We start from the raw sequence: 23,534 nt of genomic DNA, 5'->3' as shown, positions 1-23,534 counted from the left end.
CTACTGCCTACTGCCTACTGCCTACTGCCTACTGCCTCACGCCGCAAAGCGCTGCGCTTCCCCGCCATAATAGTTGACGTAGCGGGCGCCGATTTCCTTGACCGGCATCACCACGAACACATCGACGGTGGAGAACTCACGGTCGATGACGCAGCCGTCGCCGATGCGGGCGCCGACGCGCAGATAGCCCTTGACCAGCGGCGGCATGGCCGCGATCGCCGCCTTGGCGTTGACTGCCTCGATCGGCATCAGATCCATCGAGCAATAGCGGCCGGAGACCGCCCGCACATCCCAGGCGGAGTTGGTCCGGCAGTGATGGGCAAGGTAGGTGAGCGCCTCGGCATGCGCAGCCGGCACCGTGCCAGGGAACGAGGCACAACCGGTCATCACGCCGATCTCATAGTGGTTGATGTAGGCCCAGATGCCTTGCCACAGCGCCTCGATGGTGCGCTTCGAGCGGTATTCCGGCAGCACGCAGGAGCGGCCGAGCTCAAGGAAGCGCTGGCCGGGATGGCGGGCGATCAGCTTGGTCAGTTCGAACTCGCCTTCGGAATAGAAGCCGCCGGCGGTCGCCGCAATCTCTTGCCGCAGCAGGCGGTAAGTGCCGACGATGCGGCGATGCTCGGGGCCGGAGATCGAAGTGTCCAGCACGAGGAGATGGTCGCACAGCGGGTCGAAGCGGTCGGCGTCGCGCCGGTCCTGCGCCTGGAACAGGTCCTTCCTGGCGCCAAGCTCGTCATAAAACACCCGGTAGCGCACTTCCTGGGCGGCGGCGATTTCGGCCTCATTGCGGGCAAGCCGCACTTCGAGATTGCCGATACGGCCCAGCGGTGCGCCTGTTGCGACGGCATCGGCGTTCCGCGCGGCGAGCAAAGCGCCGCCTGCGCTGGGCCGAGTGTCACATTCCGGCATAACTGTATGCACGAGTGATTCTCCTTCGAGCCATCCCTCTTGGCACGGGGATACGGTGTAGGTGCAACAGGATTGTGACAGTACCGTGATACGGCGCGACGGGCAATACTTCGTCGGCTGGCGAAAACCCTCATTCGGCTACCTACGTGACGCGAGGATTTCTCCAGCGTCGCTTCAGGCGGCCACCTGGCCCTCGACGGCATGGACCAGCGCGTCGGGATCGAGCGGCTTGGTGACGAAGCCGCTGGCGCCATGGGCGAGCACGGCGTGGCGGGTCTTTTCCTGGCTGTCGGCCGAAAGCACCATGATTGGCACCGGCGGCACAGCCATTTCCTCTTCGTGGCGGCGGATGGCGGCGATCGCGTCCAGCCCGTCCATCACCGGCATGTGCAAATCCATCAGCACCACATCGAAGCGATTTTTCAGCCCGGCTTCGGTCACCGCCTCGACCGCGGCCTTGCCATTGCCGACCACTTTCACGCGATGTCCCGCCTTCAAAAGCGTGGCGCGGGCAAGCATGGCGTTGATGTCGTTGTCTTCGGCGATCAGCACCGACAAACCTTGCTGGCGCCCGCCATGGGCACGAAGCGAGGACGCGCCGGTCTTTTCCGGCTTGGGCGGCGGCAAGGCAGGGGCATGACTGGTCAGCAGCACGCGCAGCAGGGTTTCGCCGCGCACCGGCCTCGCCAGGAAGGTGGCGTAGCCGCTGGTGCGGAATTCGCCAAGCATGCCGCGGTCGGTCGGCGCGATCAGCGTGATCGCCTCGCAATCGGCAAAGCCACTCTGGCGCAGGCGCTTGAGCAGTCTGCCGTCGCCGACCTCCAGGGCCGCGTCGATCAACAGCACATCGCAATGGTCGGCGAAGGGCGTCGCCTGGGAAGCGGTTGCGGCGACGTCGACGGCGCCGCCATGGGCGCGGATGGTGCGGGCGATGGCGTCGGCCTCGACGGCGTTCTTCGACACGATCACGGCGCGCCGGCCGGCCAGGATGTTCTGCCGGTTCTGCGGTGCTTCGGTTGCTCCTGCGGCCGGGATCTCGAAGACGAATTCCGATCCCTCGCCAAGCCGGCTCGACACCGAAATGGCACCGCCCATGGCGGCGACCAGGCGCCTCGATATGGCCAGACCGAGGCCGGCGCCGCCATGGGTGCGGGTCGAGGTGCCGTCGGACTGTTCGAACTCCTCGAAGATGCGCTCCATATCCTCTTCGCGCAGGCCAGGGCCGGTGTCGGCGACGGTGAAGCAGATGCGGTCGCTGGTCTCGGTGCGGGCCCGTGCAACCGAAACCAGCACGCCGCCGGTGTCAGTGAACTTGATCGCATTGCCGATCAGGTTGAGCAGCACCTGCCTGACTCTTCCCGGATCGGCCATGATCATCTGTGGCACGTCGGGCTCGACATGACAGCCGAGGCCGATGTTCTTGGCGAAGGCTTTCGCCGCCATCAGTTCGATGATGTTGTCGGCGATTTCGCGCAGCGATGTCGGCTGCGGCTCCGGGTCGAAACGGCCGGCCTCTATCTTGGAATAGTCGAGCAAATCCTCGATGAGCGCCAAAAGGGCGCTGGCCGAGGTCGAGACAGCGCCGACATAGGTGCGCTGCTCGGGCGACAGATTGGTGTCAGCCAGAAGCTTGGCCATGCCCATGATGCCGTTCATCGGCGTGCGGATCTCATGGCTGACGGTGGCGAGGAAGCGCGACTTGGCCTGGCTGGCATATTCGGCGCGCTCGCGCGCGGTGATCAACGAGGATTCGGCGCGCTTGCGGGCGGTGATGTCACGGGCAATCGCCCGGTGCGAGACGGCGCCGCTATCCTTGTCGCGCACCGACAGTTCGATCCACGAGAACCAGCGCGGACCGTTCGGCGTGCGGATGGAGACGTCGGTGGAACTCAGGCATTCGTGATCCGAAAAGGCGGCGTCGGGAACGATACCGACATCGATGCCGAGGTCGGCCAGAGTCCTGCCGGCAAGGTCGCGCTGATCGGTTCCGACAAGGCCGGCGAAAACCATGTTGGCATAGACGATGTGGCCGTCGCGGTCGCGGTGGACGACGAGATCGCCGAGCGCATCGATCAGCCCGCGAAAACGCTCCTCGCTCTCCTGCATCTCCCACATGCGGTCGGCCAGCGTCTCGATCTCGGCGCGGCTGCGGGCGGCGGTTTCGTCGAGCAAGGCCGTCGCGCGGTGGACGGTGCGGCGGTTGCGCAGGTGCATGGCGACGCCGGCTAGGCCGGTCGCCAGCAGACCGAGGGTGATGAAGATCGGCGCGCCGGTGAGGTGAGACAGGCCCGCCAGCACGACGCTGGCGACGACCGTCAGGAACAGCAGGCCCTCGTGCGTGGCGCGCGGAAAATCCGGCGCCAGCGGCGGCGCGGCAACATGCTGCCGCTTGGGCGTCGCCGGGTTCGGCCCGTCGATGCTTTCGGCGCGGCTCTTCTCTTTCCTGGCGGACTCCGCGATCATGCGGAACTCCTTGCCAGATAGAGATTATGGAAAAGCGCGGCGGATCGTTCGAATTTTAGCGGTCATGCATTTTTGGCGGTTTTCCGCATCGCCTGATCTTTTCCGAAACCTGATTCCCTTTCGGGATCATGCTTCGGGAGCCTCACATATCGACAACCACGCGGCCCCTGATCTTGCCCTCGACGATGTCATGGGCGGCGGTGATGATGCCGTCGAAGCCGATGGTCGTCGACAGGCCGGGGAGCTTCTTGAGATCAAGATCGCTGCCGATGCGGCGCCAGGCTTCCAGCCGCACAGCCTTTGGCGCCATCACTGAATCGATGCCGAGCAGCGAGACGCCGCGCAGGATGAACGGGGCGACGCTCGACGGCAGATCCATGCCACCCGCCAGGCCGCAGGCGGCGACCGCGCCGCCATAGGCGGTCATCGACAGCACATTGGCCAGCGTGTGGCTGCCGACGGCATCGATGCCGCCGGCCCAGCGCTCCTTTGCCAGCGGCTTGGCCGGCTGGGAGAGTTCCTCGCGCGAAATCACTTCGGCGGCACCGAGGTCGATCAGATAGGAGCTTTCGGCGTTGCGGCCGGTCGAGGCGATGACGTGATAGCCAAGGCTGGACAGGATCGAGACCGCGACCGACCCAACGCCGCCGGCCGCACCCGTCACTACCACCGGGCCGCGATCCGGCAGGATGCCGTGCCGCTCCAGCGCCATGACGCTGAGCATGGCCGTATAGCCGGCGGTGCCGACCGCCATCGCATCGTGCGCGCTGATGCCGTCGGGCAACGGCACCAGCCAGTCGCCGTTGACGCGCGCGCGCCCGGCATAGGCGCCGAAATGCGTCTCGCCGACGCCCCAGCCATTGAGGATGACCTTGTCGCCCTTGCGCCAGTCGGCATGCGATGAGGAGAGGACGGTTCCGGCGAAATCAATGCCCGGCACCAGCGGCCAGCGGCGGATCACTGGCGCTTTCCCAGTGATGGCCAGCCCGTCCTTGTAGTTGACCGTCGTCGCCTCGACCGCGACAGTTACGTCGCCTTCCATCAGATCGGCTTCGCCGAAATCGACGATCTCGACCGATTGCTTCTTTTCGGCGTCGCGCGAAACGAGGATGGCTTTGAAGGTTTCAGGCATCTCTTCTCCTCGGCTTCGCAAAGGCTGGCGGTCGGCATTGGCTGGCTCTGGCCGAACTGTGCGGCGACCGTCCGGCGAGGTCAATTGGTCAAAAGAGTCGGGCCGTCAGGCTTCTGGGCCTTGCGGCTTGGCCTCGCGCCGCCAGCCGATGAACTCGTCGAAGACGACCAGCGCCGCGCCGGCCGAAATGAAGGCATCGGCGAGGTTGAATACGGCGAAGGACCATACCGGCGTGTGGAACAATATATAGTCGATGACGTGGCCGTAGACGGCGCGGTCGATCAGATTGCCGATCGCGCCGCCGATGATCAGGGCAAAGCCGATGCGGGCCAGCACATGGCCGGATGGCGTACGCGTTGCCAGATAAAGCACGAAGGCGACGACGACGACCGCGATGACGACCAGGCCGGTGTCGCCGAAAGACGAGAACATCGAAAAGGCAATACCGGTATTGTAGGTGCGAAACAGCGCCAGGAACGGCATCAGGTCGAGCTTTTCCTGAAAGGCGAGGCCGGTCTCGATCAGATGCTTTATCCACTGGTCGAGCGCGATTGCCACCACCACCAGCAGCGCATAGGGAGACCATGATTTCACGATGTGGCGTCCTCGGGGGCAAGTTTCAGAGCGCCGCGCCGGATCTCGAACAGCATGATTCCGGTGGCGACCGCCAAATTGAGCGAATCGGCGCGGCCGGCCTGCGGAATCCGCAGCAGCCGGTCGCAGCTTTCCGCCAGATTGTCGGGCAGGCCCTGCTGCTCATTGCCCATCATCAAGAGCACCGGTCCTCGGGAGAAATCGACCGAGCGGTAGTCGACCGCACCCTTCAGATGGGTGCCGACCACCAGGCCCGAGAAGCTGTTTCGCCAAGCCAGAAATGCTTCCGGCGTCGCCTTGGTCACCGGCACGGCGAAGATCGAGCCCATGGTGGCGCGCACGGTCTCGACAGAAAAAGGATCGGTAGTCTCGCCGACCAGGATGACGCCCTTGGCGCCGACGGCATCGACGGTGCGGATGACGGTGCCGAGATTGCCGGGATCGCGCACCCGGTCGAGCGCCACCCAGACGTCGCCGTCGTGAGCGCGGATGTCTCTTAGCGGCAGCAGTTTTTGCCGGAAGACGCCGACCACCATTTGCGGATTGTCACGGCGGGTGATGGCGACCAGCACTTTTTCGGACACTTCGAGCACGGTGCCGCCGGCGGCAACCGTGCGCGCCGCCACCTTTTCGACCGCCGCATTGCCGCGTCCGGCCTTGGCGAAAACCAGCGTCCTGATCGACCAGCCGAGGTCGAGGGCGTCGATGACCAGCTTCAGCCCTTCGGCCATGAAGGCGTTCTGCTGGTCGCGGAATTTCTTCTGGGCGAGCGCCTTGATGTCCTTGATCAGCGGATTGGCAAGGCTGGTGACTTCCTTGACCTGCCCGGGCGCGCCGGCGTGCCGCTCATTCATTCGGGACTCCCGGGCATTCAGGTCTCCGGGGCATTCAGGCCACCCAGCGCGAAAACAGCGATGTCGACAGCGCCCGCCCGGCGGACTGCTCGCGGATGATCAGTTCGCCTGATTCAACCGTGCCGCCCATGCCGGCAAAGGTGTCGCGCATCAAGGCATGGATGGCGAAGAAGGAGGCGCGGATGGAATAGGCGGTCAGCACTATGGCGACCGGTTTCGGCGTCAGGATCGCGCGGCAAAGGTCGGTCAGGCCGGGCAGGTCCTCGAACAACTGCCAGACCTCGCCCTTGGGTCCGCGGCCATAGGCAGGCGGGTCGAACAGGATGATGTCGTAGCGGCTGCCGCGGCGCTCTTCGCGCTCGGCGAATTTCACTGCATCGTCGACGATCCAGCGGATCGGCTTGCTGCCGAGACCGGCCATTTCCTGGTTTTCGCGCGCCCAGCCGACCGCCTTCTTGGAGGCATCGACATGGGTGACCTCGGCGCCGGCGCGGGCGGCCACCAGAGACGCGAGCCCGGTATAGCCGAACAGGTTCAGCACCTTGATCGGGCGCTTGGCCGCCGCGATCAGGCTGGCCATATGGTCCCAGTGCGAAGCCTGCTCGGGGAAGACGCCGACATGGCGAAACGAGGTGAAGCGGCCGAGATAGTCGATGCCGTCATGCTTCATCGGCCAGGTCTCGCCCAGCGGTACCTTCGGGAACCGCCAGCGGCCGATGCCTTCCTCGTCGGTGTCGCCGGTGAAGATGGCGTCGGCGCGGTCCCAGTCCCTGGCCGGTAAGGCCTTTTGCCAGATCGCCTGTCCCTCGGGCCGCACGATGCGGTAGGGGCCGTATTGTTCGAGCTTCTCGCCGGCACCGCTGTCGAGCAGTGCATAATCCTGATTGGGCGCCACTTCGAGGATCACCGGCAGGCGCTCAGTGGGCAGGATGCCTTCGCGACGCGCCAGGACACGGGGGGCGGGCTTCGGATCAGACCGGTCGTCCGGTTTTGTTTCGTGGCGTTGCTGTCTGGCTTCGGGTCGGATTGGTACGGTCTCCGGCTGTGGCCGCGCATGTTCGGTCCTGCCTTTTGCGGGCGGACGGTTGTCGCGGCGTTTGTCGCGAAAAGACTTCAAGCAGGAGCGTCTCCGGAGGCGGCAGGCCGCTTTTGGCATAGGGTCACCGGCTGCGCAAACAAAATGGTCGAGCGTGCGAATGTCTGAGGTGGTGGACCTCGCTGAGGAAACAGGCAAATCTCGAATCATGTCCCGTTCCGAACGCCTGCTCGACCTGATCCAGATCCTGCGCCGGCATCGCCGGCCGGTGAGCGGTCGCACGCTTGCCGGCGAGATGGACGTTTCGATCCGAACGCTCTACCGCGACATTGCCACGCTGCAGGGGCAAGGCGCGCCGATCGAGGGCGAGGCTGGGCTGGGCTATGTGCTGAAACCCGGCTTCATGCTGCCGCCACTGATGTTCACCGACGAGGAGATCGAGGCCATCGTTCTGGGATCGCGTTGGGTTGCCAGACAACCGGACAAGCGGCTGTCGGCCGCCGCCACCGACGCGCTGGCCAAGATCGCCGCTGTGCTGCCGGATGATCTGCGCGAGGACCTCGATGCGACCGCGCTTTTGGTCGGGCCGCACGGCGATGCTGTCGAAAGCATCGACCTTGGCCTGGTGCGCCAGGCGATCCGCAACGAGAGAAAACTCGGCTTTCTTTACCGCGATGCCGGCGGCGCCGCCTCCGAGCGCTTGATCTGGCCATTCGCGCTCGGCTTTTTCGACAAGGTGCGGGTGGTGGTGGCCTGGTGCGAGACGCGGCAGGATTTCAGACATTTTCGCGCCGACCGGATGTCGGGGCTCAACACCACGGATATCCGCTATCCGCGTCGTCGGCAGGCGCTGCTGAAGGAATGGCGCGCGACGCTGGACGCACCGGAGCGCCAGCCTGGCGCTTAATGCTCCTTTCCACGCGCCCACAAGACGCTGCTGCCAGAATCTGACAGTGGGGTCACCTATGCTCCTCCAATCGAAACCTGGAGAGCAGACATGAACACCCCCAATTTCGTCATCCTTTATGTCGACAGCCCGGAGCGGAGCGGCGCCTTCTACGGTGCGCTGCTGGGACGCCAGCCGGTGGAGACGTCGCCGACCTTCGTGCTGTTCGTGCTCGACAATGGCTTCAAGCTCGGCCTGTGGTCGCGCCACACGGTGGAGCCGTCGGCCGCGGCCGCGGGCGGCGGTGCGGAGCTCGTCTTCGCGTTGGACCGGCCTGATGCGGTGGACGCCGCCTACACGGACTGGGCAGGACGCGGCTTGACCGTTCTGCAGACGCCGACCGACATGGACTTCGGCCGCACCTTCGTTGCGCTCGATCCCGACAAGCACCGGCTGCGCGTCTACTGGCTGAACGACGGAGAACAGGCCAATGGGGAACAGGCCAATGGAGAACAGAAATGAGTGCGCACTGGATCGCGGTCGCTTCCGCCGAACATGTCCGGCGCGGCCGCGAGGCCGGCTTCATGCAGGTCAACCACGGCAAGGCGGCACCTTTGCGCCGCATCAAGCCCGGCGACGGCATCATCTACTACTCGCCGACCACAATTCTGCGCGAGAAGGACGGCCTGCAGGCCTTCACGGCAATCGGCACCGTGCGCGAAGGCGAGCCTTACCAGGGCGACATGGGCGGTGGCTTCACGCCGTTCCGCAGGGATGTCGAATGGGCCAAGGCCGAGGAGGCGCCGATCAAGCCGCTGCTCGAGCAGCTCGACTTCACCGCGGGCAAATCGAACTGGGGTTATCAACTGCGCTTTGGGCTGTTCGAAATTACGGCGCATGATTTCGCGCTGATCGCCGAGGCGATGGGCGCAAAGGCCAGGAAGGCAGGCTGAAGGCTCCAGCCGCCGGATCGGCAAGGCACCGTGACAAGGCTGCTGACACCAAGTTGTCAGCAGCCTTGTGCGACAAGCGATCATCTTCAGTTAGCGTCGCGCTTGCCCCAGGAGAATAAGATGGACTTCGTCTCGATCCGCATCATTACCGACCAGATCAAGCCCTTGGTGGCATTCTACGAGACGATCACCGGGCTTACCGCAACCTGGTTCACAGACGATTTCGCCGAACTGGCAACGCCGTCCTGCACACTGGCGATCGGCAGCACCCGCACGCTGGCCCTCTTCGGAACTGATGTGGCGCAGCCGGCCGCCAATCGCTCAGCGATCATCGAGTTTCGCGTCGCCGATGTTGATGCTGAGTACAGCAGGCTGGCGAAAATTATCGGCGATTTCGTACAGACGCCGACGACGATGCCATGGGGTAACCGGTCGCTGCTGCTGCGCGATCCCGATGGCAATCTGGTGAACTTCTTCACCCCGGTCAGCGCGGAAGCGATCAGGAAGTTCGATCGCAGAACCGGCGCAGACGCTACTGCTTGAGCGCGTTGTAGACGGCAATGCCGGCGGCAAGGTCCTCAAGCGCGGCGCCGACCGACTTGAACAGCGTGACCTCAGTGGGGCTCTGCCGGCCCTGTTTTTCCCCGCGCGCCAGCTCATGCAGATCGGCGACGATGGCTTCCGGCTTCAGCACGCCGGAGGCGAGCGGCTGGACGATGTCGCCGGCTTCCTTGGTGGCGCCGGCGCGGGTGTCGACATAGACGCGGGCGCGCGCGATCGCGTCGTCGTCGCTCTCGCGCATGGTCGGCGTGAAGCCGCCGACCAGATCGACATGCGCGCCCGGCCTGAGCAGCGCACCCTTGACCAGCGGCGTCGTCGTGATCGTCGCCGATGAGACGATGTCGGCCTCGGCGAGTTCGGCGTCGAGATCGCTTGCGGCCTCGGCGTTGAAACCGTCCGCGCGCAAATCGGCCGCGACCTTTTCGGCATTGGCGGGCGTGCGGTTCCAGATGCGGATGGTCTTGATCGGCCGCACCGCGGAGTGCGCCTTGGCGAGGAACGGCGACAGCGCGCCGGCGCCGACCACCAGAAGCCGCGATGCGTCCTCGCGGGCGAGATAGGAGGCGGCCAGCGCCGAGGCGCAAGCGGTGCGCCACTGTGTCAGCCGTTGGCCGTCGATCAGCGCTTCGGGCTCGCCGGTGGCGCCGTTGAGCAGGAGGTAGAGCCCCATTACCGCCGGTTTGCCGATGGCGTTGTTGTCGGGCGATACGGTGACGATCTTGACGCCGATATGACCCCCGACCGACGTGCCGGCCGCATGGAAGTCGGTCCACGCCGGCATCAAAAGCAGCGTGGAAGTGGCACCGTCGGGCCGTTCGACTCCGTGATGATGGCGGACGGGTTGCACAGCACCCTCGCGGAAGGCCGCGCGCAATGTCTCGACCAGCCCGGGAAAGGTCAGCGCCTGGTCGACAGCGTCGGCCGAAATGGTCAGCATGCAAACTCCGCGAAGATAAAAGCGCCGGCTTCAGGCCGTTGGCTTCGGCAGCGCCGGCCCGGCGGCCGCGCCCTGCTGCACGGCGGGTATACGGCTGACCGCCTGGCGCAAATTCTCGGCCTCGACCCCGCGCTGGCGCGCCAGCTTGCGGTAGCGGCCCTGCTTGACCCAGGTCGCCAGGCTGCCGACGACCATGCCGATGGCGAGCGCCACGAACAGGAAGATGAACAGCGGCAAGGTCAGCGTCAGTTTCGGATTGCCGGGGTTGAACGGGTCGAGCGTGAAGGCGACCAGCTCGCGGTTGGCGACGGCCAGCGCGATCAGGATGACGGCGAGCGGCACGAAGACCACGATAAGTATGAAGCGGTTCAGCATAGAGATTCCCTGGAGAAGGCAGGCCATGATAAGGCCGGCGCGTGGTCCGCGCCTACTTGCCGCCATTCAGCCTTTCACGCAATTCCTTTCCGGTCTTGAAGAACGGCACCCACTTCTCCTCGACCTCGACGGATTCGCCGGTGCGCGGGTTGCGGCCGGTGCGGGCAGGGCGATTCTTCACCGAAAAAGCGCCGAAGCCACGCAACTCGACCCGATTGCCTTCCGCCAGGGCATCGGTGATCTCGTCGAAGATCGCTCCCACGATGTTTTCGACGTCGCGCAGGAAAAGATGCGGGTTGCGCGTGGCAATGATCTGCACAAGCTCGGATTTGATCATCAGAAAGGTCCCCGTGAAAGCGCTGCGGTCAAATTATCAGGATGATTTTATTTGCTTTTTTACTCGCCCCAACCGGCAGATCAAGGGTGCCAGACGGAAACGAGACCGTCAAGAAACAAGCGATCCGCGCCAATTTCGTGAAGCACGTCGCTGCCGGCCTCCGACAGGCCGAGCGCGCTGCCGACGCTGCGCGCTATTGCTTTCGAGAACAGGAAGCCGCCACGCCGCTCGGTGTCCTTCCATTCCACCACCTTGAGCTTGGCGTCGACACCCTTGGTCGCCAGCCAGTCGATCGCCACGCTCTCGCCGCCGACAGCGTCGATCAGACCGTTGGCAAGGCCCTGGCGGCCGGTGAAGATCGAGCCGTCGGCAAGGGCCAGTGCCTGATCGCGGGTCATTTTGCGGCGCTCGGCGACGATGCCGACGAACCAGTCATAGCTGTCGAGGATGAGCTTGCGGACCATGGCTCGCTCGTCTTCATTGGTCGGCTTGAAGGGCGAGGGCGATGCCTTCAGCGGCGAGGATTTCACTTCCTCGAGCTTGATGCCGACCTTGTCCATCAGACCGCTGACATCGGGATACTGGATGAGCACACCGATCGAGCCGACGATCGACGTCTTGCGGGCAACGATATGGTCGCTGGCACTGGCGATCATGTAGCCGGCCGATGCGGCCAGCGTGCCGACCTCGGCCACCACCGGCTTGTCGGCGGCAAGCTTGCGCACCTCCTCGTAGATCGATTCGCCGCCGACCGTTGTGCCTCCGGGCGAATCGATCGCCAGGATGACGCCCTTGACCTGCGGGGATGTGCGGATGGTTTCCAGCCGCTTGATCAGTTCCTCGTCCTCGGTGATGGTGCCTTCGATCCTGACCTTGGCGATGTGGTCGACGGAAGAACCGCCGAGGTCGCCCCCATAGAACCAGCTTGCAAGCGCAATCACCCCAAGGGCCACGATGGCAATGGCGGCGCCGCGCCAGAAGGTCAGCTTGCGCCGCAAGCGGCGGCGGTCGATCAGGTCGTCGGCTCTCAGTGCCATGGTCTGCCTCACAGTCGGTGGGAAGCGATGCTTTTAAAGCAAGCGTCCGCGCCCGGCTACCTCTTCCTCAAGAGCCTGCGACGAAGCGACCTTCACGACGGAGGCATTTCAGGAAAAAATGACGCGGCGCGTTCGTTTCTGCTATGAAGTGACGAAATTGTGTCGCCTGAGTTCCGTCTGTAAAACAGCGGCCGTCACATTTTTGCGGTTTTCCTCCGCTTGTGCTTGCTTGCGGGGGCCGGCAACCCACCTATAGCAGGTGTTTTGGCGGACAAGGGTTTATTAGAAGTCAGTCATGCTTGCGCGATCGAACGAACCGACCAATGCCGATGCGGCCTTGGCGCCCAGGGCGCCAGCGGGCACGCGCGGCGACGCCTTCGACCGCGCCCAGCGCCACTCGCGCCGCGTGCGCGTGCTTAAGTTTGCCGTGCCGGTGCTTGCCGCCGGGATCGCGGTTGCGTTTCCGGTCTATTCCTATCTGGCGGCGCCGATCAACATTTCGATACAGGCAGACGGCACCGCTTTCGCGGATGGCAAGCTGGTGATGGCCAATCCGAAGCTCAACGGCTTCACCAAGGACAAGCTGCCCTATTCGCTGACGGCCTTGCGCGCCATCCAGGATGTCGGCAAGCAGGACATCATCGAACTCGAAGGCATCCATGCCAAATTGCCGCTGACGGCCGACAATGTGGCGACCGTCGACGCCAAGCGCGGGATCTACAACAGAAACGCCAACACGATGGACATGACCAGCGACGTTACCGTCACCACCACCGACGGCGTCGCTGCCATCTTCAAATCGGTCTTCCTCGATATGGGCAAAGGCTCTATGAAGACAGGTGATGCGGTCGATGTCAGCCGTAACGGCTCGCGGATCACCGCGGGTTCAATGTCGGTCGAAGACAATGGCAAGGTCATCGTTTTCGAGAACAAGGTAAGCGTTCACATCGATCCGGCCACTATGAAGGCGGCAGAGGCAAAGAGCGGAGAAACGAATGCGTCCCAGTAATTCGGCACGGCTAGTCGCCGCAGCTTCGGCCTTGCTGTTGCTGGGTATGGCGCCGTCCTGGGCTCAGTCCAGCGCCAGCAGCCAGTCCGGGCTCAAACTGTCGGGCGACCAGCCGATCCAGATCGAGAGCGACAAACTTGAGGTCCGCCAGGCCGACAGCATGGCGCTGTTCAGCGGCAACGTCACCGTCACGCAAGGGCCAACGCTGCTCAAGGCCGGCAGCATGGAGGTCTACTACGTCAAGGACCCCAACGCCGCCAAAGGTGCTGCCGCCGGCGCTTCGGCGATGACCGGTTCGGCCAATATCGACCATCTGGTGGTCAAGAACAAAGTCTACATCAAGTCGAATGACCAGATCGCCACCGGCGACAACGCCACGTTCGACATGAAGACGCAGGTGCTAGTTCTGTCGGGCAAGGAGGTCGTCTTGTCCCAAGGACCCAACGTCCTTAAGGGCTGCAAGCTCACCGTGCAGATGAAAAGCGGCCTTGCTCAGGTCGATGGCTGCGGCGGGCGCGTCATCATGTCGATGACGCCGCCACCGAAATCCGAGGCCCCGAAGCCCGAATGACTGGCGTGTCTTCGCTGCTGACCCGCCTTCCGGGACGGGCGGCCAGTAAACTTGCAGCACCGGCCACAGTCACCGTTGATTCCTCGAAGTTCAAGGGCACCCTGATCGCCAAGGGTCTGACCAAGAGCTACAAGGGCCGCAAGGTGGTCAGCGGTGTCACCATCGGCGTGCGCGCCGGCGAGGCTGTCGGGCTGCTCGGGCCGAACGGCGCCGGCAAGACCACCTGTTTCTACATGGTCACCGGCTTGGTGCCGGTCGATGAGGGCACGATCGAGATCGACGGTTTCGACGTCACCTCGATGCCGATGTACCGCCGCGCCCGCCTCGGCATCGGCTATTTGCCGCAGGAAGCCTCGATCTTCCGCGGCCTGAATGTCGAGCAGAACATCCGCGCCGTGCTCGAAGTGGTTGAGAAGGACCGCAAGATGCGCGAGCGCAATCTCGACGAACTGCTCGAGGAATTTCACATCAGCCATCTGCGGAAGTCGCCGTCCATGTCGCTGTCGGGTGGCGAGCGGCGGCGTCTTGAGATCGCCCGAGCTTTGGCGACGCGCCCGGCCTACATGCTGCTCGACGAGCCGTTCGCCGGCATCGACCCGATTGCCGTCGCCGACATCCAGCAGCTGGTTCGTCATCTAACGGCGCGCGGCATCGGCGTGCTGATTACCGACCACAATGTGCGCGAAACGCTCGGCCTCATCGACCGCGCCTACATCATCCATGCCGGCCAGGTGCTGACTCATGGCCGTGCCGACGAGGTGGTGGCGAACCCCGATGTGCGCCGGCTCTACCTCGGCGAAGGTTTCACGCTCTGAGCGTGAAATTTGTTTCCTGACGTGATTTTTGCCGCCCCGCCGGGCTTTTTTCTCCGATTTTGCGTGAGATAATGCTTCGGTAGGGGCCTTTTGCCATCGTTCGCCTTGACAAGCAAAAGCCGGGCCAGTTTCTATGGAAGGTCGGAAAAATTCATTTTCCGGCAGCTTCTGATGTGTAGGCTTCCGGGTGCAGAAGGGCGTTTGAAACCGAACCATGGCGTTGGCGGCGAAACTACAGCTACGACAATCCCAGTCGCTGGTGATGACGCCGCAGCTGATGCAGTCGATCAGGCTGTTGCAGCTCACCCATGTCGAGCTCGACCACTTCATCGACGACGAGATCGAGCGCAATCCGCTGCTGGAGCGCGCCGAGCCCCAGGATGACGCCGCAAGCGACCAGGTGCAGAAGGGCGATGCCGCTCCTGAGCCTGCCGCCGATGGCGACTGGTTCGAAAACGAGACGGCGTGGAGCGCCGAAGCGATCTCCGACAAGCTCGACAGCTCGCTGGAAAATCTGTTCCCCGACGATCCCGGCACCAGCGAGCGGCTCGGTCCGGACCTGACGGCGCAGTGGAAGTCGGCCACCGGCAATAGTTCGTCCGGTTCTTCCGAAGGCTTCGACGTCGGCGACATGGCCGCCGCGGCGATCACGCTGCGCCAGCATGTCGGCGAGCAGATCGCGCTTGCCTTTGCCGATCCGGCCGCAAGGCTGATCGCAGCCGAACTGGCCGACGGCCTGGACGAGGCCGGCTATCTGCGCGCCGATCCCGCCGAGATCGCCAAACGGCTCGGCGCCGATCAGGCGATGGTGGCCAATGTGCTGGCAGCCTGCCACACATTCGAGCCGGTCGGCCTGTTTGCGCGCGACCTTGCCGAATGCCTGTCGCTGCAACTTGCCATGCGCGATCGTCTCGATCCGGCGATGAAAACGCTGATCGGCAACCTCGAACTCCTGGCGCGGCGCGATTTCCAGACGCTGAAGCGGCTTTGCGGGGTTGACGAGGAGGATCTTCTCGACATGCTGGCCGAAATCCGCGCGCTCGATCCGCGTCCGGGCACGGCATTTTCAGGCGGCGCCAGCGATGCCATCGTCGCCGATGTCGAAGTCCGTGCCGCCAATGACGGTAGCTGGACGGTCGAGCTCAATGCCGAGACGCTGCCGCGCGTGCTGGTCGATCACATCTATTTCGCCCAGGTCTCGCCGCATGCGAAGAATCAGGCGGAGAAGGATTTCCTGGCCGAATGCCTGCAGAATGCCAACTGGCTGACGCGGAGCCTCGACCAGCGGGCAAAGACGATCCTGAAAGTGGCGTCGGAAATCGTGCGCCAGCAGGACGCTTTTCTCGTCCATGGCGTGCGCCAGCTCAGGCCGCTCAACCTGCGCACGGTGGCCGATGCCATCGGCATGCATGAATCGACCGTCAGCCGGGTGACGGCCAACAAATACATGCTGACGCCGCGTGGCGTGTTCGAGCTGCGTTATTTCTTCACGGCTTCGATCGCGGCGTCGGGCGGCGGTGATGCGCATTCCTCGGAAGCGGTGCGCGACCGCATCAAGCAGCTGATCGACGAGGAAAAACCCGCCGATGTGCTGTCCGATGACGCAATCGTCGATATGTTGAAGGAAAGCGGCGTCGATATTGCCCGGCGCACGGTGGCCAAGTACCGGGAGGGTATGAATATTCCCTCGTCGGTGCAGCGGCGGCGTGAAAAGCGCGCTCTGGCGAGCGCGGGGCGCTAGCTCTGCTTGCCCGGCAAGGCTTTTGCTATGGTTGGATTTCCACAACTTTCGACCTTAAAGCGCGTCGCGCTGAAACGGATTCATGCGACGCGCTTTAAGTCTTTGTTTTGATGCATGTCGTTGTCCCAGAACCGCGGCACACTTCTGGGCGACATGCATTAGACCGTAGCCACGATCACGTGCGCCTGGATCTTGGCCGCNCTTAAAGCGCGTCGCGCTGAAACGGATTCATGCGACGCGCTTTAAGTCTTTGTTTTGATGCATGTCGTTGTCCCAGAACCGCAGCGCACTTCTGGGCGACATGCATTAATTGACAAGCTGCAATGAAGTGTCTAGAAGCCCGCCCGCATGAGACGGGCTCGCGGCCCGCATGCGGATGGTCCGTCACGATGAAGGCCACGGGACGGCCAAGAAGGCGGATTGTGATCAACCGGAAAGTTCGGATCTAAAATCGGCGCGAGTTGACGCCGCAAAGCTTGTGCGCACGGATCACGAGTATAAACTCTGGCCAGTTTGAAGCCTGAGCAAGGAAGGTCAGTTTTCAGATGAAATTGCGCATATCGGGTAAACACATGGATATCGGCGATGCGTTGCGTACGCGCATTACCGATCGTGTCGGCGAGGCGATTGGAAAATATTTCGATCGCGGTTTTTCAGGGCACGTCACGGTCATCAAATCGGGGTCGCGTTACTCGGCCGATTGCATGATCAGGCTGGATTCCGGCGCTTCGCTGCAGGCAACCGGCGATTCCCAGGATCCGACACTTGCCTTCGAGGCGGCCGCGGACCGCCTCGAAACCAGGCTGCGGCGCTACAAACGCCGTCTGAAATCGCACAATTCAGGCACTGGAAATGGTGAAATCACCGACATCGCCTATACGGTGATGGCGCCGCTGACCGATGACGATGAGGACATTCCGGAGGACTACGCCCCGGCCATCGTCGCCGAATCAACCATGACGCTGCAGACCATGTCGGTGGCGTCGGCGGTTATCGAACTCGACACCAAGGACAGCCCGGTTTTCGTCTTCCGCAACGCCGGAAACGACCACCTCAACATCGTCTATCGGCGGCCGGACGGAAATATCGGCTGGATCGACCCGTCGACGACCAAAGTCGCACAGGCGTGACGACAACGACAATGGTCGCACAGGTGACGACAATGGTCGCACAGGGATAATAGCCAGCCGCCCGAGGGGCGAGGACTGGCGACGGCAGGCGAATAAGGGATTTCAAATATGGATCTGAGCGATCTTCTCAACGTTCCGGCGATCTTGCCGGCGTTGAAGGCGAACTCCAAAAAGCAGCTTTTGCAGTTGCTGTCCGAGAGAGCGGCGGCGATTTCCGGCATTCCGGAGCGCGAAGTGTTCGACACCATCCTGCAGCGCGAACGGCTGGGCTCCACCGGCGTCGGCAACGGCATCGCCATTCCGCACGGCAAGCTCGCCGGGGTGAAGCGCATCGCCGGCGTCTTTGCCCGGCTGGAGACGCCGGTCGATTTCGAGGCCCTGGATGACCAGCCGGTCGATCTGGTGTTTTTGCTGCTGGCCCCGGAAGGCGCCGGCGCCGATCACCTCAAGGCACTGTCGCGCATCGCCAGGGTTTTGCGCGACGCCGACACGGTGGCCAAGATCAGGGGCACGCGCGACGCGGTCGCCATCCACGCTCTGCTGTCGGACACGCAGGCCTCGCACGCCGCCTGAAGTTCTTTGGAATTAAGTCTTCCAGGGGCCGCCGAAGGCGGCCCTCTCCATTTCAACCGCCAGCGGTCGCCTTAGTGAATGGCGACAGTGGTCAGGTCGTTTTCCATGGCGCCGGCCAAAGCCCGGTCCTTCGCATCCGAAAGCAGGATCGGCTGGCCGTTGGCGGCAAACAGCGCCCACAGCACCATGCCGGGCGCGATTTCGCCCAGATTGGGGAAGCGGCCGAGCAATTCGTCGCTCGAGACCTTGCGCAGATAAGCGACCGAGCCTTCGCCGAGATGGGCGAATTCGCCGCTGGTCATGATGATGGTTTCGTCAGTTCTGGTCATTTCAAGCCTCCTTGGCGCGAGGACGCCGCTCAAGGCCATCCCGCATGAGAGCCATCGGTAAAGATCAGTCTTTCACCGATATATTTATTTTCCGTACCAGCCGTTCGGTATCCGGCCGATCGAGATCGATCGACAAAAGGCCGTTCTTCAGTTCCGCTGCGATCACCCGCATGCCGTCGGCCAGCACGAAACAGCGCTGGAACTGGCGCGCGGCGATGCCGCGGTGGAGGAATTCGCGCTCGGTGTCGTCGGTTTGACGGCCGCGCACGACCAGCTGGTTTTCCTCCGTGGTGACATCGAGATCGCTTTCGGCGAAACCCGCGACAGCCAGCGTAATGCGCAGCCTTTCGGCCTTGCCGTCGGCACCGCTGAGGCGCTCGATGTTGTAGGGAGGATAGCTGTCACCGGATTTCGCCAGTCGTTCCAGGGTCTTTTCCATGGCATCGAAACCAAGGAGAAGCGGGCTGGAGAAGGGCGTCATTCGGCTCATGTTACACTGTCCTCTTTGGAGCGACATAAACTGGAAAAACCCGGATGGCATTTTTCCCGATGGTCTTGATATGGTCCGCGCCGCGGCCAAGTTCAAGCCGCCGAACACCCCCGCCAAAAAGACTCCCCCGCATAAGGAAATGAAATGCCCCAGACCCGCAAGATCATCATCGACACGGATCCCGGCCAGGACGATGCCGTCGCCATATTGCTGGCGCTCGGCAGCGCCGAGCTGGAAATCGTCGGCATCTCTGCTGTTGCCGGTAACGTGCCGCTGAAATTGACCGAAAAGAACGCCAGGAAAATCTGCGAACTGGCCGGACGGCCCGATATCAAGGTCTATGCAGGCGCCATCCGCCCGTTGGCGCGCGAACTGGTCACCGCCGAGGAAGTGCATGGCAAGACCGGCCTCAACGGCCCGCAACTGCCAGATCCGAAGATGAAGCTGCAGGGCCAGTATGCGGTCGACTTCATCGTCGAGACCCTGATGAAGGAAGAGGCCGGTACGATCACCCTGTGCGCGCTCGGCCCTCTCACCAATGTCGCGCTGGCGCTGATCCGTGAGCCGAAGATCGCGCCGCGCATCAAGGAAATCGTACTGATGGGCGGCGGTTTCTTCGAAGGCGGCAATGTCACGCCGACCGCAGAATTCAACATCTATGTCGATCCGCAAGCCGCCGACCTGGTGTTCAAATCCGGCATTCCGATCGTCATGATGCCGCTCGACGTTACACACAAGGCGCTGACCACGGCCAAGCGCACGCAGGCCATCCGCCAGCTCGGCACCCGGGTCGGCACCGCGACGGCCGAGATGCTGGAGTTCTTCGAGCGCTTCGACGAGGAGAAATACGGCACCGATGGCGGCCCGCTGCACGACCCCTGCGTCATCGCGTATCTGTTGAAGCCGGAGCTGTTCAAGGGCCGCAACTGCAACGTCACCGTCGAAACCACCTCCGAACTCACCATGGGCATGACCGTGATCGACTGGTGGGGCGTGACCAAGCGGCCGAAGAACGCCATGGTGATGCGCGACATCGACCATGACCCCTTTTTCGCGCTGCTGGTGGAGCGGTTGGCTCGGCTTTAGCTCTGTCTTTCCTTTCTCCCCATTGTGGGTTCCGAAGGGACGGGGCGAGACAAGTGGCTCGCCCCCGGGCGGTGTCGCCGAAGGCGGCGGATGTGGGGTGTTCCAGGGAACGCCCACGTCTCACTCCGCTGGAACACCCCTCATCCGTCTCGGCGCTATCGCGCCGATCCACCTTCTCCCACAGGGGAGAAGGAAGGCGCCGCCGCCGTTCACTTTGCAAATCGATAGAAGACCATTCCATTCTCGCGCGTGACGCGCTCCAATCTTGCCGGCGCGCCGATCAGATGCGGGAGGTCGTCTTCGACCAGAATGGACGAACCGGTTTCGAGTGCAACCAGATAAAGCGTGCGGCCGTTGTCCGAATGGGTACTTTTGACCGTTGCGTCGATTGGCTCGACCGACCGGATGGAGCTCGCATCATTCGTCCATTTGTAGAGAGCCGAAGGAACCATCACCGCAAACAGGACGACGATCAGGACCACGCCGGGCGCGTCCCTTTTTATGCCAGCGTAAGTCCATGACATCGACGTGAATCCCCCACGCCGATTCATGTGGTGGCGTGAAGACTGACTTTCAATCAGCCTTCACGTACCGGCTCCGTTGGGAACGACCGTTGGCGGTCGTCACTTCGCCTTGGAAAACGCCAGCCACAGGCCGCCGCCGACCAGAAAGCTGCCGCTGATCCTGGACATCAGCTTGATGCGGCTGGCCGAGAGCAGGCGGCCGGCGCGGCTGGCGGCGAGAGCATAGGTGGAATCCGAGACGGCGGCGAAGATCATGGCGGTGAGGCCCATGACGACGATCTGCAGGGTGTAATTGCCCTGCGGGGCGATGAATTGCGGGAAGAAGGCGCCGAAGAACACCAGGGTCTTGGGGTTGCTGAGCGCCACCAGCAGACCCTGCAGGAAGAAGCCGCCACGCGGCTTTCTCGCCGTGCCGTCGGCGTTCAGCGTGCCCTTGGCGCGGAACATCTGCACGCCCATCCAGATCAGATAGGCGGCGCCGATCAGGCGTACCCATTCGAACCAGTGGCCCATGCCCGATATCAGCGTGTTGAGGCCGATGCCGACAATGGCGATCATCACGGCGAGCCCAGCCTGCGTGCCGGCGACATTGGCAAGGCCGGCGCGGTAGCCATGGCGGATGCTGTTGGCGATGATCAGCGTCACCGTCGGACCGGGCACCAGGATGATGACGATGCAGGCAAGGACATAGGCGGCGTAGAGTTCCAGCGACATGGGGATTTCCTCGAGGATGCGCTTAGGCGGCTGGCTGCAATCAATGCATGGCGGCGGGGCTGGTGCAAGCCGTCGCAGACCGTGCCGCCCCTCGCGTCAGGACGCCCCCGCCTGCCAAGGCAAGGTCGCCTCATAGGCCGCGCCGGCCCTGAGCACGGCGAGGTCGCCGCGCGGGCGTCCGATCAGCTGCATGCCCATGGGACGGCCTTTGTCGTCGAAGCCGACCGGCACGTTGAGCGCAGGACAGCCGCCGAGCGTGGCGAAGGCCGAAACCTGCATCCAGCGATGGTAGCTGTCCATCGTCCGCCCGGCGACCTCACTTGGCCAATGCGTGTCGACGTCGAAAGGAAACACCTGCGCAGTCGGCAGCGCGATGAGATCGAAGTGCTCGAACAGCGACAGCAGCGTCCGGTGCCAGGCGGTGCGGATGACCGAGGCCGCGCGGATTTGCGGCGCCGTCAGCCGCATGGCGTTCTCCACCTCCCAGACGGCTTCCGGCTTCAGCAGGGCGCGCTTGTGCGGGTCGTCATAATGGACTTTCAGCGCCGAGCCGCTGCTCGCCTGCCGCAGCGTCACGAAGGCTTGCCACAGTGCCTCGAAATCGAAATCCGGCAGCAAGGGCTCGGTCAGGAAGGATGCCTCCGCGAAGCGGCCGAGTGCGGCCTCGCACAGATCGAGGATGCCAGGCTCTACCGGCAGGTGACCGCCGAGATCACCGAGCCAGCCGACGCGGCCGCCGCTTGCCGGCGTTGCCAGCCCTCCGAGGAATGAACCAGGCTTTTCCCAGGACAAGGGCGCATGCGGATGGTAGCCCGCCTGCACGTCGAGCAGCAGCGCCATGTCGCTGATGCTGCGGCCCATCGGCCCGTCTATGCCCATCTGAGCATGAAAGACTTCCAGGTCCGGCCCTCCGGGGACAAGGCCCTGCGACGGGCGGAAGCCATAGACATTGTTCCACGCCGCCGGATTGCGCAGCGAGCCGCCGAAATCGCTGCCGTCGGCGACCGGAACCATGTCGAGTGCAAGGGCGACCGCAGCGCCGCCGCTCGACCCGCCTGCGGTGAGCGCCGGATCGAAGGCGTTCAGCGTCGGGCCGAACACGTTGTTATAGGTGTTGGATCCCAGCCCGAATTCGGGAACATTGGTCTTGCCGATGATGATGGCGCCGGCCTTGCGGATGCGCTCGACGAAGAAATCATCCTCCTGCGGCACGAAATCGGCGAAGATCGGCGAGCCGAAACTGGTCCTCAAGCCTCGAGTCATGGCGAGGTCCTTTATCGCCACCGGCAGGCCAAACAGCGAGCCGGCCGGCCCGCCTTGCGCCAGATCGGCGTCCGCCGCGTCGGCCTCGCGCAGGATGTCGGAGCGCTCGCGCAACGAGACGATGGCATTGACCAGCGGGTTTACCGCGTCGATGCGGTCGAGGAATGCGGCGACCAACTCGCGCACGGACAGGCGGCGCAGCCGGATCGCCTCGGCCAGGTCGACAGCGGACATCCGGCAGATGTCGCCGGCGGGGGGCACGGCGTGCTTCGTTGCGGGGCGCAGGGCTGTCATCCGGCGTTGTTGCGCAGGGCGGTGTCGACATCCGCCGCCAGCGGGATGGCCGGCTGGGCGCCGGGCTTCAGGCAGGCGAGCGAGCCGGCGGCTGCGGCGCGAGTGAGAGCCTGCTCCAGCGGCAGGTTGGACGCCAGCCCGGCAGCGAGATAACCGCAAAAAGTATCGCCGGCCCCGACCGTGTCGACCGGCGTGATTTTCAGCGCCGGCACGGTCAGGAAATCCTCCGGGGTCGCCGCCAGCACGCCGTCGCCGCCGAGCGTGACGACGATGGTGCGGCCGGTTTTGCCGGCGAAGTCGCGCATGCGCGCCGGGCGGTCGCGGCCTTTCAGCGACAGCGCCTCGCCGTAAAGGTCGAATTCGGTTTCGTTGGCGACGGCGTAGTCGGCCTTGCCGAGCAACGCTGCCGCCTCGCTACGGAACGGCGCGGTGTTGAGCACGGTGACCGCGGCGGCGGCGCGTGCGGCGTCGAGCGCTGCATCGACAGTCTGTAACGGGATCTCGTGCTGCAGCAGGACGACGTCGCCCTTCGCAAGGAAAGCCTTGGCGAGATCGCCGGGCAGCACCGAATCATTGGCGCCCGGCACCACGGCGATGACATTCTCGCCATCGGCGCCGACGAGGATCAGCGCCGTGCCGGTGGAGGCGAAGCTCTGGCCGACGCCGGAGAGATCGACCTTGCCGGCCACGAGCAAAGCGAGGGCTTCGGTTGCGAAATTGTCCTTGCCGACGGCGCCGACCATGCGCACCTTGGCGCCGGCGCGCGCCGCAGCCAGCGCCTGGTTGGCGCCCTTGCCGCCGGGCGCGGTGGTGAAGCCGGAGCCGCGGACCGTCTCGCCCGGCGAAGGCAGGCGGCCGACATTGGCGATAAGGTCGAGGTTGATCGAGCCGACAACGATGATCAAGAAAGCCTCCTGC

General features: G+C 63.9%; 27 protein-coding genes. 11 read left to right on the top strand and 16 right to left on the bottom strand.

Annotated features, from left to right (window positions below; translation table 11 throughout):
- Positions 1 to 36: 36 nt before the first annotated feature.
- The 6 genes from X771_RS161455 to X771_RS161480 form a co-directional block, all read right to left on the bottom strand.
- Complete coding sequence (locus X771_RS161455) at positions 37 to 924, bottom strand: GNAT family N-acetyltransferase (RefSeq protein ID WP_027049733.1); 888 nt, start codon at positions 922 to 924, stop codon at positions 37 to 39.
- Between the two features lie 162 nt (positions 925 to 1,086).
- Entirely contained in the window at positions 1,087 to 3,375 is a 2,289-nt protein-coding gene (locus X771_RS161460; RefSeq protein ID WP_023686578.1) for a response regulator, read from the bottom strand.
- A gap of 142 nt (positions 3,376 to 3,517) precedes the next feature.
- Positions 3,518 to 4,507, bottom strand: a complete 990-nt coding sequence (locus X771_RS161465; RefSeq protein ID WP_023686577.1) for an MDR family oxidoreductase — start codon at positions 4,505 to 4,507, stop codon at positions 3,518 to 3,520.
- A 105-nt stretch (positions 4,508 to 4,612) separates the two neighbouring features.
- On the bottom strand, positions 4,613 to 5,101 hold the full coding sequence (lspA, locus tag X771_RS161470) for a signal peptidase II (RefSeq protein WP_023686576.1): 489 nt from the start codon (positions 5,099 to 5,101) through the stop codon (positions 4,613 to 4,615).
- On the bottom strand, positions 5,098 to 5,955 hold the full coding sequence (locus X771_RS161475) for an RNA methyltransferase (RefSeq protein WP_023683061.1): 858 nt from the start codon (positions 5,953 to 5,955) through the stop codon (positions 5,098 to 5,100). Before X771_RS161475 ends, lspA begins: the two co-directional genes overlap by 4 nt.
- 34 nt (positions 5,956 to 5,989) lie before the next feature.
- Complete coding sequence (locus tag X771_RS161480) at positions 5,990 to 7,072, bottom strand: class I SAM-dependent rRNA methyltransferase (RefSeq protein ID WP_023686575.1); 1,083 nt, start codon at positions 7,070 to 7,072, stop codon at positions 5,990 to 5,992.
- Positions 7,073 to 7,199: 127 nt separating this feature from the next.
- On the opposite strand from X771_RS161480, the gene X771_RS161485 reads away from it, so the two are divergent.
- From X771_RS161485 to X771_RS161500, 4 genes are all read left to right on the top strand, one after another.
- Complete coding sequence (locus X771_RS161485; protein ID WP_023686574.1) at positions 7,200 to 7,898, top strand: YafY family protein; 699 nt, start codon at positions 7,200 to 7,202, stop codon at positions 7,896 to 7,898.
- A gap of 90 nt (positions 7,899 to 7,988) precedes the next feature.
- Positions 7,989 to 8,399: a VOC family protein gene (locus X771_RS161490; RefSeq protein ID WP_023683064.1), complete on the top strand. Its 411-nt coding sequence runs from the start codon at positions 7,989 to 7,991 to the stop codon at positions 8,397 to 8,399.
- Entirely contained in the window at positions 8,396 to 8,830 is a 435-nt protein-coding gene (locus X771_RS161495; RefSeq protein WP_023686573.1) for an EVE domain-containing protein, read from the top strand. The genes X771_RS161490 and X771_RS161495 overlap by 4 nt, the downstream gene beginning before the upstream one ends.
- Before the next feature lie 120 nt (positions 8,831 to 8,950).
- On the top strand, positions 8,951 to 9,373 hold the full coding sequence (locus X771_RS161500) for a VOC family protein (protein WP_023686572.1): 423 nt from the start codon (positions 8,951 to 8,953) through the stop codon (positions 9,371 to 9,373).
- On the opposite strand, the gene X771_RS161505 is transcribed toward X771_RS161500, so the two are convergent.
- The 4 genes from X771_RS161505 to sppA form a co-directional block, all read right to left on the bottom strand.
- Positions 9,363 to 10,328, bottom strand: a complete 966-nt coding sequence (locus X771_RS161505; protein WP_023686571.1) for an ornithine cyclodeaminase family protein — start codon at positions 10,326 to 10,328, stop codon at positions 9,363 to 9,365. The genes X771_RS161500 and X771_RS161505 overlap by 11 nt on opposite strands.
- 30 nt (positions 10,329 to 10,358) lie before the next feature.
- Positions 10,359 to 10,703, bottom strand: coding sequence for a lipopolysaccharide assembly protein LapA domain-containing protein (locus tag X771_RS161510; protein ID WP_023669750.1), 345 nt, complete (start codon positions 10,701 to 10,703; stop codon positions 10,359 to 10,361).
- Positions 10,704 to 10,755: 52 nt separating this feature from the next.
- Positions 10,756 to 11,040: an integration host factor subunit beta gene (locus X771_RS161515; protein ID WP_006200394.1), complete on the bottom strand. Its 285-nt coding sequence runs from the start codon at positions 11,038 to 11,040 to the stop codon at positions 10,756 to 10,758.
- Positions 11,041 to 11,120: 80 nt separating this feature from the next.
- Positions 11,121 to 12,077, bottom strand: coding sequence for a signal peptide peptidase SppA (sppA, locus tag X771_RS161520; protein WP_023686570.1), 957 nt, complete (start codon positions 12,075 to 12,077; stop codon positions 11,121 to 11,123).
- Between the two features lie 295 nt (positions 12,078 to 12,372).
- On the opposite strand from sppA, the gene lptC reads away from it, so the two are divergent.
- The 6 genes from lptC to ptsN all read left to right on the top strand — a co-directional run bounded on the left by lptC (position 12,373) and on the right by ptsN (position 17,916).
- Positions 12,373 to 13,086, top strand: a complete 714-nt coding sequence (gene lptC, locus X771_RS161525) for an LPS export ABC transporter periplasmic protein LptC (protein ID WP_023686569.1) — start codon at positions 12,373 to 12,375, stop codon at positions 13,084 to 13,086.
- The gene (locus X771_RS161530) at positions 13,073 to 13,657 is read left to right on the top strand and encodes an LptA/OstA family protein (protein ID WP_023683069.1); all 585 of its coding nucleotides are present in this window, start codon (positions 13,073 to 13,075) and stop codon (positions 13,655 to 13,657) included. The genes lptC and X771_RS161530 overlap by 14 nt, the downstream gene beginning before the upstream one ends.
- A complete protein-coding gene (gene lptB, locus X771_RS161535; RefSeq protein ID WP_023686568.1) occupies positions 13,654 to 14,472 on the top strand; it encodes an LPS export ABC transporter ATP-binding protein in 819 nt (272 codons plus the stop codon). Before X771_RS161530 ends, lptB begins: the two co-directional genes overlap by 4 nt.
- A 214-nt stretch (positions 14,473 to 14,686) precedes the next feature.
- Complete coding sequence (gene rpoN / locus X771_RS161540; RefSeq protein WP_023686567.1) at positions 14,687 to 16,213, top strand: RNA polymerase factor sigma-54; 1,527 nt, start codon at positions 14,687 to 14,689, stop codon at positions 16,211 to 16,213.
- A 545-nt stretch (positions 16,214 to 16,758) separates the two neighbouring features.
- Entirely contained in the window at positions 16,759 to 17,343 is a 585-nt protein-coding gene (gene raiA, locus X771_RS161545) for a ribosome-associated translation inhibitor RaiA (RefSeq protein ID WP_023683071.1), read from the top strand.
- Positions 17,344 to 17,451: 108 nt separating this feature from the next.
- Complete coding sequence (gene ptsN, locus X771_RS161550; protein ID WP_023669743.1) at positions 17,452 to 17,916, top strand: PTS IIA-like nitrogen regulatory protein PtsN; 465 nt, start codon at positions 17,452 to 17,454, stop codon at positions 17,914 to 17,916.
- A 71-nt stretch (positions 17,917 to 17,987) separates the two neighbouring features.
- Here ptsN and X771_RS161555 read toward each other — a convergent pair whose 3' ends face one another.
- A complete protein-coding gene (locus tag X771_RS161555) occupies positions 17,988 to 18,245 on the bottom strand; it encodes a DUF1150 family protein (RefSeq protein WP_023686566.1) in 258 nt (85 codons plus the stop codon).
- A 64-nt stretch (positions 18,246 to 18,309) separates the two neighbouring features.
- Entirely contained in the window at positions 18,310 to 18,735 is a 426-nt protein-coding gene (locus X771_RS161560; RefSeq protein ID WP_023669741.1) for an Hsp20 family protein, read from the bottom strand.
- A 144-nt stretch (positions 18,736 to 18,879) separates the two neighbouring features.
- On the opposite strand from X771_RS161560, the gene X771_RS161565 reads away from it, so the two are divergent.
- Complete coding sequence (locus X771_RS161565) at positions 18,880 to 19,821, top strand: nucleoside hydrolase (protein ID WP_023686565.1); 942 nt, start codon at positions 18,880 to 18,882, stop codon at positions 19,819 to 19,821.
- 209 nt (positions 19,822 to 20,030) lie between these two features.
- On the opposite strand, the gene X771_RS161570 is transcribed toward X771_RS161565, so the two are convergent.
- The 4 genes from X771_RS161570 to X771_RS161585 all read right to left on the bottom strand — a co-directional run bounded on the left by X771_RS161570 (position 20,031) and on the right by X771_RS161585 (position 23,521).
- Positions 20,031 to 20,303 (bottom strand): hypothetical protein, encoded by a 273-nt coding sequence (locus X771_RS161570; protein ID WP_245262509.1) that lies wholly within the window; start codon positions 20,301 to 20,303, stop codon positions 20,031 to 20,033.
- Positions 20,304 to 20,444: 141 nt separating this feature from the next.
- The gene (locus tag X771_RS161575; protein ID WP_023686563.1) at positions 20,445 to 21,059 is read right to left on the bottom strand and encodes a LysE family translocator; all 615 of its coding nucleotides are present in this window, start codon (positions 21,057 to 21,059) and stop codon (positions 20,445 to 20,447) included.
- 96 nt (positions 21,060 to 21,155) lie between these two features.
- Positions 21,156 to 22,616, bottom strand: a complete 1,461-nt coding sequence (locus tag X771_RS161580; RefSeq protein ID WP_031202408.1) for an amidase — start codon at positions 22,614 to 22,616, stop codon at positions 21,156 to 21,158.
- Complete coding sequence (locus X771_RS161585) at positions 22,613 to 23,521, bottom strand: ribokinase (RefSeq protein ID WP_023686561.1); 909 nt, start codon at positions 23,519 to 23,521, stop codon at positions 22,613 to 22,615. The genes X771_RS161580 and X771_RS161585 overlap by 4 nt, the downstream gene beginning before the upstream one ends.
- Between the last annotated feature and the right edge of the window lie 13 nt (positions 23,522 to 23,534).

Source organism: Mesorhizobium sp. LSJC269B00, assembly GCF_000502815.1.
Taxonomy (GTDB): domain Bacteria; phylum Pseudomonadota; class Alphaproteobacteria; order Rhizobiales; family Rhizobiaceae; genus Mesorhizobium.
This window is presented reverse-complemented; position numbering and strand designations above follow the sequence as displayed.